The organism is Micromonospora sp. DT47, from assembly GCF_049844475.1.
Taxonomy (GTDB): domain Bacteria; phylum Actinomycetota; class Actinomycetes; order Mycobacteriales; family Micromonosporaceae; genus Micromonospora.
This window is the reverse complement of record NZ_JBNCLC010000006.1, coordinates 196,175-211,540: the sequence shown is the minus strand read 5'-3', so window position 1 is coordinate 211,540 and position 15,366 is coordinate 196,175. Positions and strand designations below refer to the sequence as shown.

The following is a 15,366-nucleotide window of genomic DNA, read 5'->3' as shown; positions in this document are numbered from 1 at the left end:
AGGTCGGTGGGCTATCGGGCGGCGAGGACGCTCGGGGACGAGCCGGCGGTGCGGGTCATCGTGTGCTCGACGACCGCCAGCAGTGCCCTGGCGACCGACGACGGATCGCGGACGTCGCAGCCGATCACGGGAACCTCGGGGGACACCTCAAGGGCCTCGCGGACGTCGTGCAGGTGGTGGGTCAGCACACCGTCGAACAGGTTGACGCAGACCACGAAGGGCAGGTCGGTGTCCTGCTCGAAGTAGTTGACCGCGGGGAACGACTCCTCCAGGCGCCGGGTGTCGGCCAGGACCAGCGCCCCGACGGCTCCTCGGCACAGGTCGTCCCACATCGGCCAGAACCGGGGCTGACCGGGCGTGCCGAACAGGTACAGCACCAGGTCGGTGCCGATCGTCAGCCGGCCGAAGTCCATCGCGACGGTCGTGGTCGTCTTGTCGATTCCGGGGTCGAGTCGGTCCACGGTCTCACTCGCCGCCGTCATCCACGCCTCGGTGTTGATCGGGGGAATCTCGGAGATGGACTGGACACAGGTGGTCTTGCCGACCCCGAAGCCACCGGCGATGACGATCTTCGCCGAGGTCAGCAGGGGACTGTCAGGCAAGTTGGCGGAGGCCATCGCGGAGTCTCTCCAGAAGGCGGTAGTCGTACGGGGAGGCGTAGTTGTCGCAGTGGATCTGCAGCCGGTCGGTGGCGGCGAGGTCGTCGACGACCACCCGGGTCACCCCCAGCGACATGCCGCAGACCGCTGACAGTTCGGCGACCGACCTGGTCTTCCTGGCCTGCTCGTAGAGCGACCGTGATTCCGGCAGCAGGCCCGAGGCGAACACGGCGTCGTAGTACGGCACCGACACCAGGGTGTGCACCAGCAGGTGTTGCCTGGTGCGGGTACGCCCCCCGGTGAGGACGTAGGGCCGTACCTTCCAGTACGAGGTGGGCACGGTGGACACGCTCCCTTGGCTCTGGCCCGTCAGCGGGCCGGCTGGCTGACGGTGAGGCGGTGCAACTCGCTGCGGACCTGCGGGGTGAGCGCGTGCCAGACGGCCCCGACGAACTGCGTCATCCGATAGGAGACGACCCGGAGGTCACAACCGGCGGCGGCGGCCACGGCCAGGCCCGCCGACTCGCCGACCCGCATGAACAGCAGGTGCCCGTGGGGCAGCCGGACCGTCAGATACTCCGAGGCGCCGAGGTCGAGCAGGGCGGCGCTGCGGTCGGCCATGCTGAGCAGCCCCGAGGTCAGCGCGGCGAGCTGGTCACCAAGGTCGCGGGGAACCTGCCGGGAGGCGGCGAGCTGGAGACCGTCGAGAGACACCAGCAACGCGTGGGTGACGCCGGGTACGTCGTCGGCGAACTGGCGGATCAGCCACGCGCAGTCCGGCTGGCCCTGGCCGGCCGCCGACTGGCTTCCGCTGAGGTGGTGGGTCGGGGTCATGGAAGGTGTCCTTCGTGGAGGGGTGCGGACTGTGCGTCGCTGATGCCGGCCGCGAAGGCCGCTGTCTCGTCGGGCCAGGCGTCGGGGGACGACGCGCCGTCCGCCGGGGCCCGATCCTGTGGTGGCACTCCGGGGCGGTGCGCCCCGGCTGCGGAGGCGTCGGCGCGGACGCTTTCACGTACCCGGCGGGGCAGGCCGCCGCCCGGACCCGGCTGGCGTGCCTCCGCGCCCGGGTTGTCGCCGGTCGGCAGGGCGTCGAGGGTGGTCAGGCGCATGGTGGGGGCCTGCGCGCTGTCGTGGGACGCGGCCATCTGCGCACTCCGTTGACGGGTCTCGCTCCAGGTGGGCGGCCTGCCGGCCGGCGCCATCGGCTCGGTGGACGGGGGAGTGGCAGGTCCGGGCTGAGCGCCGGGCACCACCTCGCACAGCAGGGGGGCGGGGACGAGCACCGTCGCGGTCGTGCCGGCCGAGGGTCGGTTGGTGAGGCTCACCCGCAGGCGGTTGGCGTGGGCCAGGTACGCCACGACGACGAGGCCCAGGTGCGCTGCGGGGTTCACCGCGACCGGTGCCGAGGCGGTGCCGGCCAGCATGGCGTTGAGCGCCGCCAGCTGATCGGGGTGGACGCCGAGGCCGGCGTCCTCGACCCGGAGCAGCACGCTGCCGTCCTCGGTGACGTACGCGGAGACGATCACCGACGCGGCGGGCGGTGAGAAGCGGGTCGCGTTGTCCAGCAGCTCGGTGAGCACCCGGATGACGTCGTCCGCGGCGAATTCCACGATCCCGAGGTCCACGACGTGTCCGACCCGGATCCGGGGGTAGTACTCGATGGCCGAGGATGCGGCCCGTACCACGTCCACCAGGGTGACGGTCTGCGGGTCGGCGTCCTCGATCCGGCGGCCCAACAGGACCTGCAGGTTCTCCGCGTGGCGGCGGATCCGGGTGTTCGTGTGGTCGATGCGGTAGAGCCGCTCGAGCCGGTCCGGGTCCTGCTCGTCGGTCTCGACGGCTTCGAGGTGGCTGCCCATCTGGTACGCCGAGGCGAGGATGCGCAGGGCGAACTGCTCGCAGATGGCCGGCCACAGGCTGTCCGCGCGCTCCTCGGGCGGGGGTGGGGTCTCCTCCGGAGCGACGGCCCACTGCGCCACCGTCGGGTCCAGCCAGCGGGCCGCCCGCTGCCGCCACGTCGCGCGACGTCGATTCGGAGACTTCATTATGGACATCTCACCTTGTGTCACGAAATACCCGGCCTATCGTTAATTACCCGTTCTGGCACGGTGCAGCAGTCAACCACCGTCCTGTGCCGATGGCAACCGCTTCAAGGTCAACTTGGGGTTTTCACACCGACTGGACACGCCGCGCAGGTCGCTGGCGGCACGGCGGTGTCCGGCGCGGCGCACCCGCCGCGGCCGATCCCACCGCCGTCGTGCGGTGCATCGTGCCGGACAGGGGCCGCCAGCAGGGCGGTGCCGGCACCGGTACGCCGGGACCCGGGCCACGTCGCAGACCGGGTCACCGCATACCTGATTCCCGGCCAGGCCCGGCCGCGTTGATGCCACCTATGTCCATCGGGCGCGGCCCCCAGAACGCAACAGGCGTTTCCGAACGTCACCGCGCCGCCGGCCGGGCAGCGCGCGGCGAGCGCCAGGCCAACCGGGGCGAGGCGCCCGTTGCAGGGCAGCGCGGGCGGCCCGACCGCCACGGCCGGGCTCCGCCGCGACCGGTCCAGCCGGGCCGGCGAGTCGGTCAGCCGAGCAGATCTCCGGTGGGCAGCGGCAGCCCGGGCAGCGGCGGCAGCAGCGACGGGCTCGGCGCCGGCGGCAGGGGAAGCCCGGGCAACGACGGCAGGAGGTGGGAGCCGGACGTCGGCGAGGGCGCCGGTGCCGCCGGCCGCGGCGCCGGCGCGGTCGTGCGCGGTGCCGGGGTGCCGGTGGCGTCGGGGCCGCCGGCCGTCGGCGCGGCGGGCGACGGCGTCGGGAGCGCCGGGGAGGTCGCGCACCCGGGCCAGGTGGGGCACGCCGCCGCGGCCAGGTCGCGCAGGACGGCGTCGATGTCGGCGCGCAGCCGAGCGACGTCAGCGGGGTCGGTGATCCGGGTCAGGTCCCGCCGGGCCTGATCGATCAACTGCCGGGCCTCCTCGAACCGTCCCGCCGCCACGGCGTCACGGGCGCGGTCGATGGTGTCTTCGACGGCCCGCACCTCAGCCCGCTCGGGATGGAGGACCTTGGTCAGCGACCACAGCGGACTGCTCGGCCCGGCGGTGCGACTGCCGACCCCCAGCCCCGTCGCCAGCACGAGGGCGGCGACCACGGCGGCGGCCAGCCGCAGGGCCCGCCGCCTGAGCGGTCGCGACCGGGCCGAGGCGAGGACGGGTCCGGCGGGAGTGTCGGCCCGGACCCGGTCGACCCGACGGTCGACGCCCGTTCCGACGGCGAGGACCTCGGTGCCGTCGACATCGGCGTCCGTCTCGTCGGCGACGACGTCGGCGCGCCAGGCGGCCAGCATCGCCGGGAGCCCGTCCGCGTCGGTCTCCGTCTCGCCCCGTCCGAGCGCGTCGAGGAGCAGGTCGTCGTGGGCGACCGTGGTGAGGTCCAGCTCCTCGCCACCGTCCGGCCAGCGCTCACTCATGCCGCCACCTCGTCAAGTCCGTCACCGGCAAGCGTACGGAGCCGGGCGAGGGCACGGGACTGGGCCACCCGTACGGCCGGCGCCGACATCCCGAGGATCGTGCCGACCTCCTCGGCGGGGAGACCGACCGCCACCCGAAGGATGATGATCTCCCGCTGGACGTCGGGGAGGCGGTGCAGCAGCACCGAGAGCCGGCGGGCCAGATCCGTGGCGACGGCCTGCTGCTCGGGCCCCGGCGCGGCGTCCGGGCACTCCAGCGGGGTGTCGGTGACGGCGACGGCGGAGTCGCGCACCGCCGCCCGCTGGGCGTCGGCGACCTTGTTCGCGGCGACGGCGAAGACGAACGCCGAGAACGGCCTGCCCTGTTCGCGATAGCGGGGGAGGGCCTTCAGCACCGCCAGGCACACCTCCTGGGCGACGTCGTCGGCGGTGGTGTACGCCCCGCCGATGCGGCCCAGCCGGGCCCGGCAGTAGCGGACGAGCCGTGGCCGCACGTCGGTGAGCAGGGCCGCCACCGCCGCCCGGTCGCCATCGGCGGCCAGTCGGACGAGTTCTGGCTCGATCGCTGTGGTCATGGGGATGCGAGACACCTTCGTTACCGGCGGGTTAACCGCACGCTATCGAGACGCACGCCACTTTGCCTAGCTCACGCTTCGTGATGGAGACGCGGCGGAAAGAAGCTGTTGCGCCCGGCCGGACCGCCGCGATGTCTCAGGTAGCGACGAGGGGAGGGTGCATGGGTGTCGAAGTGGCCGTGCAGGGACTGACCAAGTCCTTCGGTGGCCAACCGGTCTGGTCGGACATCAGCCTGACCCTGCCGGCCGGTGAGATCTCCGTGCTGCTGGGTCCGTCCGGCACCGGCAAGTCGGTCTTCCTCAAGACCCTGGTGGGGCTGCTCCGGCCCGACACCGGCTCCATCTGGATCGAGGGCAAGGACCTACCCCGGCTCTCCGAGCGGGCGCTGTACGAGGTCCGCAAGTTGTTCGGCGTGCTGTTCCAGGACGGCGCGCTGTTCGGCTCGATGACCATCTACGACAACGTGGCCTTCCCCCTGCGGGAGCACACCCGCAAGTCCGAGTCGCAGATCCGCGACGTGGTCACCGAGAAGCTCGACATGGTCGGGCTGGTCGGCGCCGAGAAGAAGCTGCCGGGTGAGATCTCCGGCGGCATGCGCAAGCGGGCCGGTCTGGCCCGCGCGCTCGTGCTCGACCCCCGCATCGTCCTGTTCGACGAGCCCGACTCCGGTCTGGACCCGGTACGCACCGCGTACTTGAACCAGCTCATCATCGACCTCAACCAGCGGACCGGGGCGACGTTCCTGATCGTCACGCACGACATCAACACCGCGCGCACGGTGCCGGACAACATCGGGCTGATCTACCACGGGCACCTGGCCATGTTCGGGCCGCGGGAGATGCTGCTGTCCAGCACCGAGCCGGTGGTGAGGCAGTTCCTCAACGCCCAGCGGGTCGGCCCGATCGGCATGGCCGAGGAGAAGGACGCCGAGGAGCTGCGGGCCGAGGCGGACGCCGGCGTCGAACTGCCGCCACTGCCGCCCATCCCGCTGCAGCTGCCGCCCACGGACGGGCTGCCCCGGGTGGCCGAGCGGCCGCCGGGGCGGTGGTGCCGGGAGAACGGCGTCACCCCGCCACCCGGCTCCTTCGAGGGCCGGCACGACGCGGAGCGGCCGACGGTCGAGCTGAGCCGCCCCGTCAGGCTCCGGGAGGTGGCCGGATGAGCGCCCCCGTCACCGTCGTACGCAGCACCGGCGAGTTCGTCGCGTTCTGCCTGGACACGCTGCGCGGCCTCGGCCGCCGGCCGGTGCAGGTGCGCGAGTTCGTCCAGCAGGCCTGGTTCATCAGCTCGGTGTCGATCCTGCCCGCCGCGCTCGTCTCCATCCCCTTCGGCGCGGTCATCGCGTTGCAGCTCGGCTCACTGGTCCGGCAGCTCGGCGCGCAGTCGTTCACCGGGGCCGCGTCGGTGCTCGCGGTGGTCCGCGAGGCGGGTCCGATCGTCACCGCGCTGATCATCGCCGGCGCGGGCGGCTCGGCCATCTGCGCCGACCTCGGCTCGCGGAAGATCCGCGAGGAACTCGACGCCATGCAGGTGCTGGGCATCGACCCGATCCAGCGCCTCGTGGTGCCCCGGGTGCTCGCCTCGATGCTGGTCGCGGTCCTGCTCAACGGCCTGGTCAGCGTGGTCGGGGTCACCGGTGGCTACCTGTTCAACGTGGTCCTGCAGGGCGGCACGCCCGGCGCGTACCTGGCCAGCTTCCAGGCCCTGGGGCAGCTGCCCGACCTGCTGGTCGGCGAGGTGAAGGCGCTGCTGTTCGGTGCCGCCGCCGCGCTGGTCGCCTCCTACAAGGGGATGACCGCCAAGGGCGGCCCGAAGGGGGTCGGCGACGCGGTCAACCAGAGCGTGGTGATCACCTTCATGCTGCTCTTCGCGCTGAACTTCCTCGTCACGGCCGTGTACTTCCAGGTCGTACCGCAGAAGGGAAGCTGACGTGGCGGTGCTGCGACATCTCGACGACCTGGGCGGACAGCTCGCCTTCTACCTGCGCGCGTTCGCGTGGGCGCCGCGTACCGTGCGCCGGTACAAGCGCGAGGTGGTACGGCTGCTGGCCGAGGTGAGCTTCGGGTCCGGCGCGCTCGCCGTACTCGGCGGCACCGTCGGCGTCATCTGCTTCCTGACCTTCTTCACCGGCACCGAGGTCGGGCTGCAGGGCTACCAGGCGCTCAACCAGCTCGGCAGCAGCGCGTTCACCGGCTTCGTCTCGGCGTACTTCAACACCCGGGAGATCTCGCCGCTGGTGGCGGCGCTGGCCCTGTCGGCCACCGTCGGCTGCGGATTCACCGCCCAGCTCGGGGCGATGCGGATCTCCGAGGAGGTGGACGCCCTCGAGGTGATGGGCGTGCCGTCGCTGCCGTTCCTGGTGACCACCCGCATGATCGCCGGATTCATCGCGGTCATCCCGCTGTACGTCGTCGGTCTGCTCTCCAGCTACCTGGCCACCCGCACCATCGCCGTGCACTACTTCGGACAGTCGGCCGGCACCTACGACTACTACTTCCACCTGTTCCTGCCCCCTGGCGACGTGCTCTGGTCCTTCGGCAAGGTGCTGGTCTTCAGCGTGATCGTGGTGCTGGTGCACTGCTATTACGGCTACACCGCCAGCGGCGGACCCGCCGGCGTCGGCGTCGCGGTCGGCCGGGCCGTCCGGCTCGCGATCGTCGCGGTCAACATCGTCGACTTCTTCCTGTCGCTGGCCATCTGGGGCGCGACCACCACCGTCCGGATCGCGGGGTGAGCATGAGACATCGCATTCTCGGCATCGTCTTCATCGCCGTGCTGGCCACGGCGTTGACCGCCTCGGTGCTGCAGTACCGCAAGGCGTTCACCCCGGTCGCCTGGGTCACCCTGCGCGCCGACCGGGCCGGACTGCAGCTCACCCCGGGCGCCGACGTCAAGGTACGCGGGGTCGTCGTCGGCGAGGTCCGCTCGGTCGGCAGCGCCGGCGCCGGCGCGACCATCCGGCTGGCCCTGGATCCGGCCACGACATCCAGGATCCCCGCCGACGTCAGCGCACGGCTGCTGCCCAAGACCCTCTTCGGTGAGCGGTACGTCGAACTGGTCCCGGCCAGCGGCGGCACCGCCGCACCGATCCGCGACGGCGCCGTCATCACCCAGGACCGCAGCCGCACCGCCGTCGAGCTGGAACGGATCCTCGACCAGGCGTTGCCCCTGCTGCAGGCGGTGCGGCCCGACCAGCTCGCCGCGACGCTGGGGGCCATCGCCACCGCGCTCGAGGGGCGCGGCGAGCAGCTCGGCGCGAACGTGGTCCGGCTCGACGCGTACCTCAGGCAGCTCAACCCGGCGATGCCGACCATCGCCGAGGACGTCCGGAAGCTGGCCGCCGCGCTGGACAGCTACGACGCCGCGCTGCCCGACCTGCTCGCCCTGCTGCGCGACGTGACCGTCACCGCCCGCACCGTCACCGACCAACGGGACCAGTTGGCGGCGTTCCTCGCCGACGCCACCGGCACCGCCGACGTCACCCGCGGCTTCCTCGACCGGCACGGCGACCAGCTCATCGCGCTCGGCCAGGTCAGCCGGCCGGTGCTTCAACTGCTCGCCACGTACGCCCCCGAGTACCCGTGCCTGATGAGCGGCCTGGTCGCCCTGCAACCCCGCGTCGAGGAGGTCTTCGCCGGTGGGCGGATGCACATCACCCTCGAGGTCACCCGCGACGGCGGCAGGTACGAGAAGGGACGCGACGAGCCGGTCTACGGCGCACACACCGGCCCGCAGTGCCGGGGCCTGCCCCAACCGGGGCGGCCGGCGCCCGAGGTGCCCGTCAACGACGGCTACGACTACCGGGGTGCCCGCCCGCGTACCCCGCTGCCCGTCGGCCTGCCGTCGACCTCGCCCTCCGGTGGGTCCCCGGCGATGGGTCAGGCCGCCACCGGCGAGGAGCGTGCCCTGGTCAAGCCCCTCGTCGGCGCCGTCACCGGCACCCCGCCGGCGGAGGTCCCCGACATCGCGGTCCTGCTCTGGGGGCCGCTGCTGCGCGGCGGGGTGGTGAACGCCCGATGAGCACCAGGACGACCGCGCCGCTGGTGAAGCTGGTGGTCTTCGCCGCAGTGACCCTGCTGCTGACCGCGCTGCTCGCGCAGACCCTCGGCGCCTTCCCACCCGGCGGCGTCACCTACCGCGCCCGGTTCACCGACGTCACCGGGCTGCTCCCGGGAGACGACGTGCGCGTCGCCGGGGTGAAGGTCGGCCGGGTCAGCCGGATCAGCGTCGTCGACAGCGCCGTCGCCGAGGTGGCCTTCACCGTCACGACCGACGTCCCGGTGTCCACCAGCGTCCGCGCCAAGATCCGCTACCGCAACCTGGTCGGCCAGCGGTACGTGGCACTGAACGAGGGGCCGGGGGAGGGGCGGCCCCTGCGGGTCGACGGCCTCATCCCGCTCGGCCAGACCACGCCGGCGCTGGACCTGACCGTGCTGTTCAACGGGTTCCGACCCCTGTTCACCGCGCTGGACCCGGACGACGTCAACAAGCTCGCCTACGAGATCATCCAGGTGCTGCAGGGCGAGGGCGGCACGGTGGGCAGCCTGCTGCAACGCACCGCCTCGCTGACCAACACCCTCGCCGACCGGGACGCCGTCATCGGACGGGTCATCACCAACCTCAACGGCGTCCTGGCCACGCTGGCCGAACGCGACCGCAACCTCGACCAGAGCATCAGCCAGCTGCAGCAGTTCGTCTCCGGGCTCTCCGCCGACCGCAAGGCCATCGGCGAGTCGCTGATCAGCATCGGCGAACTCACCACCGCGACGTCCTCGCTGCTCAGCGAGGTACGACCACCGCTCGCCGCGGACGTCCGCGCCCTGGACGGACTCGCCGGCAACCTGAACCGCAACGCGGCCGTCATCGACAGCACCCTCGGGCGGATGCCCGAGCGGTACCAGTCACTGACCCGCGTCGCCTCCTCCGGCTCGTGGTTCAACTTCTACCTCTGCGACTTCGACGGCAACGTGGCGGTGGCCGGCCGGGCACCGCTCGACCTGCCCACCTTCAGCGCCCCGGCCGCCCGATGCGCCGGCGGAGGCAGCCAGTGACACCGTTCCGGGAACGCAACCCCGTCGTCGTCGGCGCGGTCGGGCTGGCCCTGATCGTCGCCGCGCTGGTGGGCGCCTTCCAGCTCGACCGGCTGGCCGACCTCACCGGACGCGCCTACCAGGCGGCCTTCCACGACGCCAGCGGCCTCACCACCGGCAACGAGGTGCGGGTCGCCGGGGTGCGGGTCGGCAAGGTGACCGCCGTGGAACTCGCCCGCGACGGCGCGCCCTACGTACGGGTCCGGTTCCGGGTGGACGACGACAGCGTCCGCCTCGGCACCGACACCGGCGCCACGATCAGGATCAAGACGGTGCTCGGCCAGAAGTATCTGGCCCTGTCACCGGCCGGGCCGGGGCGGCTGCGCGAGGGTGGGCGGATCCCCCTCGCCCGCACCGCGGCGCCGTTCGACGTGGTGCAGGCGGTGACCGGGCTCGCCGACACCCTCGACAAGGTCGACACCGACCAGCTCGCCGCCGCCTTCACCACCCTGTCCCAGACCTTCGCCGACACGCCCGACAGCGTCAACGCCTCCCTGGTCGGACTCTCCCGGCTCTCCCGGACCGTCGCCGGACGCGACGCCGAACTGCGGGCGCTGCTCGCCCGCGCCCGCGACGTCACCGCCGTGCTCGCCACCCGGGACGAGGAGTTCCGCAAACTGGTCACCGACGGCGAGGCGCTGCTGACCGAGGTGAGCCGGCGCCGGGACGCCATCCACAAGCTGCTCGTCGGCACCGACGACCTCGCCACCCAGCTCTCCGGACTGGTCGCCGACAACCGCGCCCAGCTCAGTCCCGCGCTGCGCAAGCTGCGCGAGGTGGTCGCCATCCTGCAACGCAACCGGGACGACCTGGAACGGACCATTCAGCGGATGGGCCCGTTCGTCACCGCGTTCGCGAACGTGGTCGGCAACGGCCGCTGGTTCGACTCCTACGTCTCCGGGCTGCTCCAGCCGTACCAGCCCACCACGGGAGGCCGCTGATGCCCGGTCCCATCCAGCGTTGGCGACGACCGGTCGCCGTCGCCACCGCCCTGCTGGTCGCCGTCGCCGCCGGCGTGGTCGTCCTCCGTGACGGCACACCCGACCGGCGGGTGGTCGCCCACTTCACCCGGGCCGTCGGGGTGTACCCCGGATCGGACGTACGGGTGCTGGGCGTACGCGTCGGCGAGGTGGTCGCGGTGACCCCGCAGGGCCGCACCGTCGAGGTGACGATGCGCTACGACCCGGGCATCGACGTCCCCGCCGACGCGCAGGCACTCATCGTCCCGCCCAGCGTGGTCAGCGACCGGTACGTGCAGCTCACCCCCGCCTACGCCGGCGGCGCCGCGCTCACCGACGGCGCCGAGATACCGGTGGAGCGGACCGCCGCGCCGATGGAGATCGACGACATCTACCAGGCGCTCGACGAGTTCAACCGCACCCTGGGCCCCGAGGGCGCCAACCGCGACGGCGCCCTGTCCGACCTGGTCGCCACCGGCCGGGCCAACCTGGAGGGCAACGGCCAGCACCTGCACGACACCCTCGACGGCCTGTCCCAGGCGCTCACCACCCTCTCCGACGGCCGGCAGGACCTCTTCGGCTCCGTCGCCAACCTGCAACGCTTCACCACCGCGCTGGCCCGCAGCGACCGGCAGGTGCGCGCCTTCAACCAGCAGCTCGCCGACGTCGCCGAACAGCTGGCCGGTGAACGCGACGAACTGGCCGCCGCGCTGCGCAACCTCGCCACCGCCCTGACCGACGTCACCGCGTTCGTCAGGCAGAATCGGGCCGCGCTGACCTCCAACGTCGCCGCGCTGACGGAGATCACCAGCGTGCTGGTCCGGCAGCAACAGGCGGTCATCGACATCCTGGACGTCGCCCCGCTCGCCCTGAACAACCTCGCCCTCGCCTACAACCCGCGCTCCGGCACCCTGGACACCCGCGACAACCCGATGGGTCCGTACGACCCGGCCGGCTTCGCCTGCTCGCTGATGGTGGACCAGCTCCCCGCGGCCAAGGCGCCCGCGAAGTGCCGGGCCCTCGCGCAGACCCTGCACTCACGCGGGCTGCCCATGACCGACCAGCTGCGCAAGCTGCTCAAGCTGCCGCCCGGCGCCACGGCGACCGGCACCACACCACCGGGTACTCCTCCGATCAGCTCTCCCGGTGGGCCGATCCCCGACCAGGCGCCGGGCGGCCCGGGCCTCACCAGCGACCCCACCCTCGGCGGCATCCTGCGAGGCACGCCATGACCGCCCGGACACTGCGAACCCTGGCCTGCGCGGTCCTGGTGGCGCTGCTCCCGGCCGGGTGCGGCCCGCCGGACCTCGCCGACCTGCCGCTGCCCGGCGGCGCCCCGAAGGGCGAGGGGTACGCCGTCACCGCCGAGTTCACCGACGTGCTCGACCTGGTGCCGCAGGCCGCCGTCAAGGTCGACGACGTGACCGTCGGCAGCGTCGAGCAGATCTCGCTGGCCGGCTGGACCGCCCGGGTCACCCTGCGCCTCGGCGCCGGCGTGCACCTGCCGTCCAACGCCACCGCCGCGGTCCGGCAGAGCAGCCTGCTGGGCGAGAAATACGTGACCGTCGCGCCGCCACCGACCGGTGCCGCGAGCGGCCGGCTCGCCGACGGCGACGTCATCCCGCTGTCCCGCACCACCCGCGGCGCCGAGGTGGAGGAGGTCCTCGCCGCCCTCGGGCTGCTGCTCAACGGCGGCGGCCTGGCCCAGCTGCGGACCATCAACCAGGAACTCGGCACCGCCCTGGCCGGCCGGGAACCTGCCGTCCGGGACGCGCTGAGCCAGCTCGACACGTTCATCGGCGGGCTGGACAAGCAGAAGGCCGACATGGTCCGCGCCCTCGACGCCCTCGACCGGCTGACCGGCCGGCTCCACCGGCAGAAGCGGGTGCTCGGCGAGGCGGTGGACTCCCTCGCCCCCGGCCTGACCGTGCTGGCCCGTCAGCGCGCCCAACTGACCGGCGCGCTGACCGCCCTCGACAAACTCGGCGACGTCGGCACCCGGGTCGTCAACCGCAGCCGCGACGACACCCTGGCCGACGTCCGGGCGCTGCAACCGATCCTGGAACAGCTGGTACGCGCCGGAGACGACCTGCCGCAGTCCCTGGACTTCATGCTGTCGTACCCGTTCCCGCCGAACGTCACCGGCGCGATCGTCGGCGACTTCGTCAACCTCTCGGTCACCGCCGACCTCGACTCGGCCTCGATCCTGGCGAACCTGGTCGCGGCCGCGCCCACGCCGGCCCGCCCGGCCGCGCCGCCGAAGGCCTCCGGCCCGACCACGCCGCCCGCGGCCGGTGGCACGTCGCCCGTCGTGCCGCGGCCCGGCACCGGGTCCGGTCCAATCCCCGACCTGCCGATCCTGAAGTGCCTGCCCGACCCGGACAACGTCCCGGCGACCTGGACGCCGCCGAAGGACTGCCTGCTGCCGGAGGGGTGCGTCCTGCTCAAGCCCGGCTCGACCGTGCCCGCCGGCGGACTGATCCTGCCGAAGGGCGTCGTGCCACCGGGAACGGCCTTCCCCGCCGGTACCGAACTGCCCGCGGGCACCGTCATGTCGGCGCAGTGCGTACTGCCGGTGACCGGCGCGGTGACCGGACAGATCGGCGGCCTGCCGGACGTCCTCGGAGGGGGATTGAAGCCATGATCGGACGTACCGCGAAACTGCAGGTCCTGGCGTTCGTGCTGGTGAGCGTCCTCGGTGTCGGCCACGTGGGAGTCCGCTACGTCGGGCTCGGTGACCGGTTCCTCGGCGGCAGCTACGTCGTCCACATGGACCTGGCCCGGGCCGGCGGGATCTTCCCCAACGCCCCGGTCACCTACCGTGGGGTGCCCGTCGGCCGGGTCACCGCGGTCGCCCTGCGCGGCCACGGGGTCCGCGCCGACCTGCGGTTGCAGCGCGACGTCCGGGTGCCCGACGACCTGCGCGCCGTGGTGGCGCAGCGCTCCGCCGTCGGTGAGCAGTACGTGGACCTGCGCCCCGAGCGCGACAGCGGGCCGTACCTCGCCGGCGGCGCGGTGATCCCCGCCGACCGGACGGGCGTGCCGCTCGCCCCGGAGACGTTGCTGAGCAACCTCGACGCCCTGGTCCGCTCCCTGGACCCGGACGATCTCACCGTCCTGATCACCGAACTCGGCACCGCGTTCGAGGGCAACGAGATGGCGCTGGCCCGGATCCTCGACGCCGGGGACGCGCTGCTGACCGACGCGACCACCCGGCTGCCGGAGACGCTCGCGCTGATCAACGACGGACGTACCGTGCTCACCACCCAGGCGGAGTCGGCCGAGGCGCTGCGCCGGTGGGCGGCGGGCCTGGCCCGGCTGGCGGCCACCGTCCGAGGCGCCGATCCCGACCTGCGGCGGCTGCTCGCCGCCGGACCTCCCGCCGGGCGCGAGCTGGTCGCGCTGCTGCGTGGGCTGGAACCGACGGTCGGCACCCTGCTCGGCAACCTGGTCACCGTCAACGGCATCGCCGCCCGGCGGCTGCCCGGCATCGAGCAACTGCTGGTGGTGTACCCGATCGCCGTCGCCGGTGGTTTCACGGTCACCCCGGGCGACGGCACCGCCCACCTGGGACTGGTCCTCAACGCCAACGACCCGCCGTCCTGCGTGTACCGGGGCGGCGGGACGACATGCGGCGGCGGGGAGCGGGCGGCCGGCGCGAGCGTGCGCGGCGCCGCCAACGCACCCCGTCCGGGCGGCCGGGAACCGGCCCCGGCGCAGACCGGCGCGGCGCCGTCCGCCGAGACCGACGGGTACGACCCGGCGACCGGCCTGGTGCTCGGCTCCGACGGTCGACCGCTGCAGTTCGGTGGGACCGGCGGCCAGTCCCGGATGGCCGGGGACCAGTCGTGGAAGCAGTTGCTGCTCGCCGGGGTGACCCGGTGACCGGCGCGAAGAAGGAGGTGGCGATGCAGGCCCGCAGGGACCACACGCTGAGAGTCATTAAGGGGGCGAAGCCCGGAGTGCCCGGCCGGGCGTCCCAACGTCGGATCGTGCCCCGCCAGCTTCCCCGGCCCGCGGAGCCGATCGAGGACCTGCTGAAGCGGCTCGACCGGGAACCGGTCGAGGACCCGGCGGAGGTCGAGGACCCGGCGGGCGGGGACGACCCGGCGAACGCAGACGGTCCGCCGGAGGAGGGCACCGGTGAGCGGCCCGCCGACGAGCCGGCCGCGGCCGCGCCGGCGGGACGCGGGCGGATGCTGGTCGTCCTGCTCGTGGCCGTGCTCGCCGCGACGGTCACGGCCGCCGGCGTGACCGGTCACCGGTGGTACGTCGACCGGGCGACGGACCAGGCCCGACAGGAGGCCCTCGCCGCCGCCAGACAGGCCAGCGTCACCTTCGTCTCGGTCAGCGCGGCCAGCGTCGACCGGGACATCCAGCGGATCACGGCCGGGGCCACCGGCGACTTCAAGGACGAGTTCACCCGAGGACAGTCGCAGGTCCGCGCCGCGGTCGTGGAGAACAAGGTCGACTCGCGCGGGTCGGTGCTGCGGGCCGGGCTGGTCTCCGGGGACCGCCGCAGGGCGGTCGTGCTGGTCGCCGTCGACGCCACCGTCAAGAACGTCAAGGCACCCCAGGGTCGGCCGTCGCACTACCGGATCCAGCTGGACATGGTCCGCGACAAGGGTTCCGGCCGGTGGCTCGTGTCCCGCCTGCAGTTCGTCGGATGAGAGAGGGAGGACC

At 73.0% G+C, this 15,366-nt stretch carries 16 protein-coding genes; 10 read left to right on the top strand and 6 right to left on the bottom strand.

The window, feature by feature from the left end; all coding sequences use genetic code 11:
• Window positions 1-11: 11 nt before the first annotated feature.
• The 6 genes from ACLQ2U_RS12205 to shbA form a co-directional block, all read right to left on the bottom strand.
• Complete coding sequence (locus ACLQ2U_RS12205) at window positions 12-617, bottom strand: GTP-binding protein (protein ID WP_425750709.1); 606 nt, start codon at window positions 615-617, stop codon at window positions 12-14.
• The gene (locus ACLQ2U_RS12200; protein WP_425750708.1) at window positions 595-939 is read right to left on the bottom strand and encodes a DUF742 domain-containing protein; all 345 of its coding nucleotides are present in this window, start codon (window positions 937-939) and stop codon (window positions 595-597) included. The genes ACLQ2U_RS12205 and ACLQ2U_RS12200 overlap by 23 nt, the downstream gene beginning before the upstream one ends.
• A gap of 29 nt (window positions 940-968) precedes the next feature.
• Window positions 969-1,433 carry a roadblock/LC7 domain-containing protein gene (locus ACLQ2U_RS12195; protein WP_425750707.1) on the bottom strand — a complete coding sequence of 155 codons (465 nt, stop codon included), beginning with the start codon at window positions 1,431-1,433 and terminating at the stop codon, window positions 969-971.
• Window positions 1,430-2,644, bottom strand: coding sequence for an ATP-binding protein (locus ACLQ2U_RS12190; RefSeq protein ID WP_425750706.1), 1,215 nt, complete (start codon window positions 2,642-2,644; stop codon window positions 1,430-1,432). The genes ACLQ2U_RS12195 and ACLQ2U_RS12190 overlap by 4 nt, the downstream gene beginning before the upstream one ends.
• Window positions 2,645-3,176: 532 nt before the next feature.
• A complete protein-coding gene (locus ACLQ2U_RS12185) occupies window positions 3,177-4,058 on the bottom strand; it encodes an anti-sigma-D factor RsdA (RefSeq protein WP_425750705.1) in 882 nt (293 codons plus the stop codon).
• Complete coding sequence (gene shbA, locus ACLQ2U_RS12180; protein ID WP_425750704.1) at window positions 4,055-4,633, bottom strand: RNA polymerase sigma factor ShbA; 579 nt, start codon at window positions 4,631-4,633, stop codon at window positions 4,055-4,057. The genes ACLQ2U_RS12185 and shbA overlap by 4 nt, the downstream gene beginning before the upstream one ends.
• Window positions 4,634-4,794: 161 nt before the next feature.
• Between shbA and ACLQ2U_RS12175 the strand changes: the two genes are divergently transcribed.
• The 10 genes from ACLQ2U_RS12175 to ACLQ2U_RS12130 are packed head-to-tail and all read left to right on the top strand — an operon-like array spanning window position 4,795 to window position 15,353.
• Window positions 4,795-5,796 (top strand): ABC transporter ATP-binding protein, encoded by a 1,002-nt coding sequence (locus ACLQ2U_RS12175; RefSeq protein WP_425750703.1) that lies wholly within the window; start codon window positions 4,795-4,797, stop codon window positions 5,794-5,796.
• Window positions 5,793-6,563: an MlaE family ABC transporter permease gene (locus tag ACLQ2U_RS12170; RefSeq protein ID WP_425750702.1), complete on the top strand. Its 771-nt coding sequence runs from the start codon at window positions 5,793-5,795 to the stop codon at window positions 6,561-6,563. Before ACLQ2U_RS12175 ends, ACLQ2U_RS12170 begins: the two co-directional genes overlap by 4 nt.
• 1 nt (window position 6,564) lies before the next feature.
• Window positions 6,565-7,368, top strand: a complete 804-nt coding sequence (locus ACLQ2U_RS12165; protein ID WP_425750701.1) for an MlaE family ABC transporter permease — start codon at window positions 6,565-6,567, stop codon at window positions 7,366-7,368.
• 2 nt (window positions 7,369-7,370) lie between these two features.
• Entirely contained in the window at window positions 7,371-8,654 is a 1,284-nt protein-coding gene (locus ACLQ2U_RS12160; RefSeq protein WP_425750700.1) for an MCE family protein, read from the top strand.
• Window positions 8,651-9,685: an MCE family protein gene (locus ACLQ2U_RS12155; protein WP_425750699.1), complete on the top strand. Its 1,035-nt coding sequence runs from the start codon at window positions 8,651-8,653 to the stop codon at window positions 9,683-9,685. The genes ACLQ2U_RS12160 and ACLQ2U_RS12155 overlap by 4 nt, the downstream gene beginning before the upstream one ends.
• Entirely contained in the window at window positions 9,682-10,665 is a 984-nt protein-coding gene (locus tag ACLQ2U_RS12150; RefSeq protein ID WP_425750698.1) for an MCE family protein, read from the top strand. Before ACLQ2U_RS12155 ends, ACLQ2U_RS12150 begins: the two co-directional genes overlap by 4 nt.
• Window positions 10,665-11,915, top strand: coding sequence for an MCE family protein (locus ACLQ2U_RS12145; RefSeq protein WP_425750697.1), 1,251 nt, complete (start codon window positions 10,665-10,667; stop codon window positions 11,913-11,915). Before ACLQ2U_RS12150 ends, ACLQ2U_RS12145 begins: the two co-directional genes overlap by 1 nt.
• Complete coding sequence (locus ACLQ2U_RS12140; RefSeq protein ID WP_425750696.1) at window positions 11,912-13,327, top strand: MCE family protein; 1,416 nt, start codon at window positions 11,912-11,914, stop codon at window positions 13,325-13,327. The genes ACLQ2U_RS12145 and ACLQ2U_RS12140 overlap by 4 nt, the downstream gene beginning before the upstream one ends.
• Complete coding sequence (locus ACLQ2U_RS12135) at window positions 13,324-14,568, top strand: MCE family protein (RefSeq protein WP_425750695.1); 1,245 nt, start codon at window positions 13,324-13,326, stop codon at window positions 14,566-14,568. Before ACLQ2U_RS12140 ends, ACLQ2U_RS12135 begins: the two co-directional genes overlap by 4 nt.
• The gene (locus ACLQ2U_RS12130) at window positions 14,565-15,353 is read left to right on the top strand and encodes a hypothetical protein (protein ID WP_425750694.1); all 789 of its coding nucleotides are present in this window, start codon (window positions 14,565-14,567) and stop codon (window positions 15,351-15,353) included. The genes ACLQ2U_RS12135 and ACLQ2U_RS12130 overlap by 4 nt, the downstream gene beginning before the upstream one ends.
• The last annotated feature ends 13 nt before the right edge of the window (window positions 15,354-15,366 follow it).

Bases quoted from the DNA above. Each gene is read 5' to 3' on its own strand.
- ACLQ2U_RS12170 (WP_425750702.1), top strand. From the start codon at position 5,793: ATGAGCGCCCCCGTCACCGTCGTACGCAGCACCGGCGAGTTCGTCGCG.
- ACLQ2U_RS12190 (WP_425750706.1), bottom strand. From the start codon at position 2,644: ATGAAGTCTCCGAATCGACGTCGCGCGACGTGGCGGCAGCGGGCGGCC.
- shbA (WP_425750704.1), bottom strand. From the start codon at position 4,633: ATGACCACAGCGATCGAGCCAGAACTCGTCCGACTGGCCGCCGATGGC.
- ACLQ2U_RS12175 (WP_425750703.1), top strand. From the start codon at position 4,795: ATGGGTGTCGAAGTGGCCGTGCAGGGACTGACCAAGTCCTTCGGTGGC.
- ACLQ2U_RS12145 (WP_425750697.1), top strand. From the start codon at position 10,665: ATGCCCGGTCCCATCCAGCGTTGGCGACGACCGGTCGCCGTCGCCACC.
- ACLQ2U_RS12160 (WP_425750700.1), top strand. From the start codon at position 7,371: ATGAGACATCGCATTCTCGGCATCGTCTTCATCGCCGTGCTGGCCACG.
- ACLQ2U_RS12195 (WP_425750707.1), bottom strand. From the start codon at position 1,433: ATGACCCCGACCCACCACCTCAGCGGAAGCCAGTCGGCGGCCGGCCAG.
- ACLQ2U_RS12185 (WP_425750705.1), bottom strand. From the start codon at position 4,058: ATGAGTGAGCGCTGGCCGGACGGTGGCGAGGAGCTGGACCTCACCACG.
- ACLQ2U_RS12155 (WP_425750699.1), top strand. From the start codon at position 8,651: ATGAGCACCAGGACGACCGCGCCGCTGGTGAAGCTGGTGGTCTTCGCC.
- ACLQ2U_RS12135 (WP_425750695.1), top strand. From the start codon at position 13,324: ATGATCGGACGTACCGCGAAACTGCAGGTCCTGGCGTTCGTGCTGGTG.
- ACLQ2U_RS12140 (WP_425750696.1), top strand. From the start codon at position 11,912: ATGACCGCCCGGACACTGCGAACCCTGGCCTGCGCGGTCCTGGTGGCG.
- ACLQ2U_RS12205 (WP_425750709.1), bottom strand. From the start codon at position 617: ATGGCCTCCGCCAACTTGCCTGACAGTCCCCTGCTGACCTCGGCGAAG.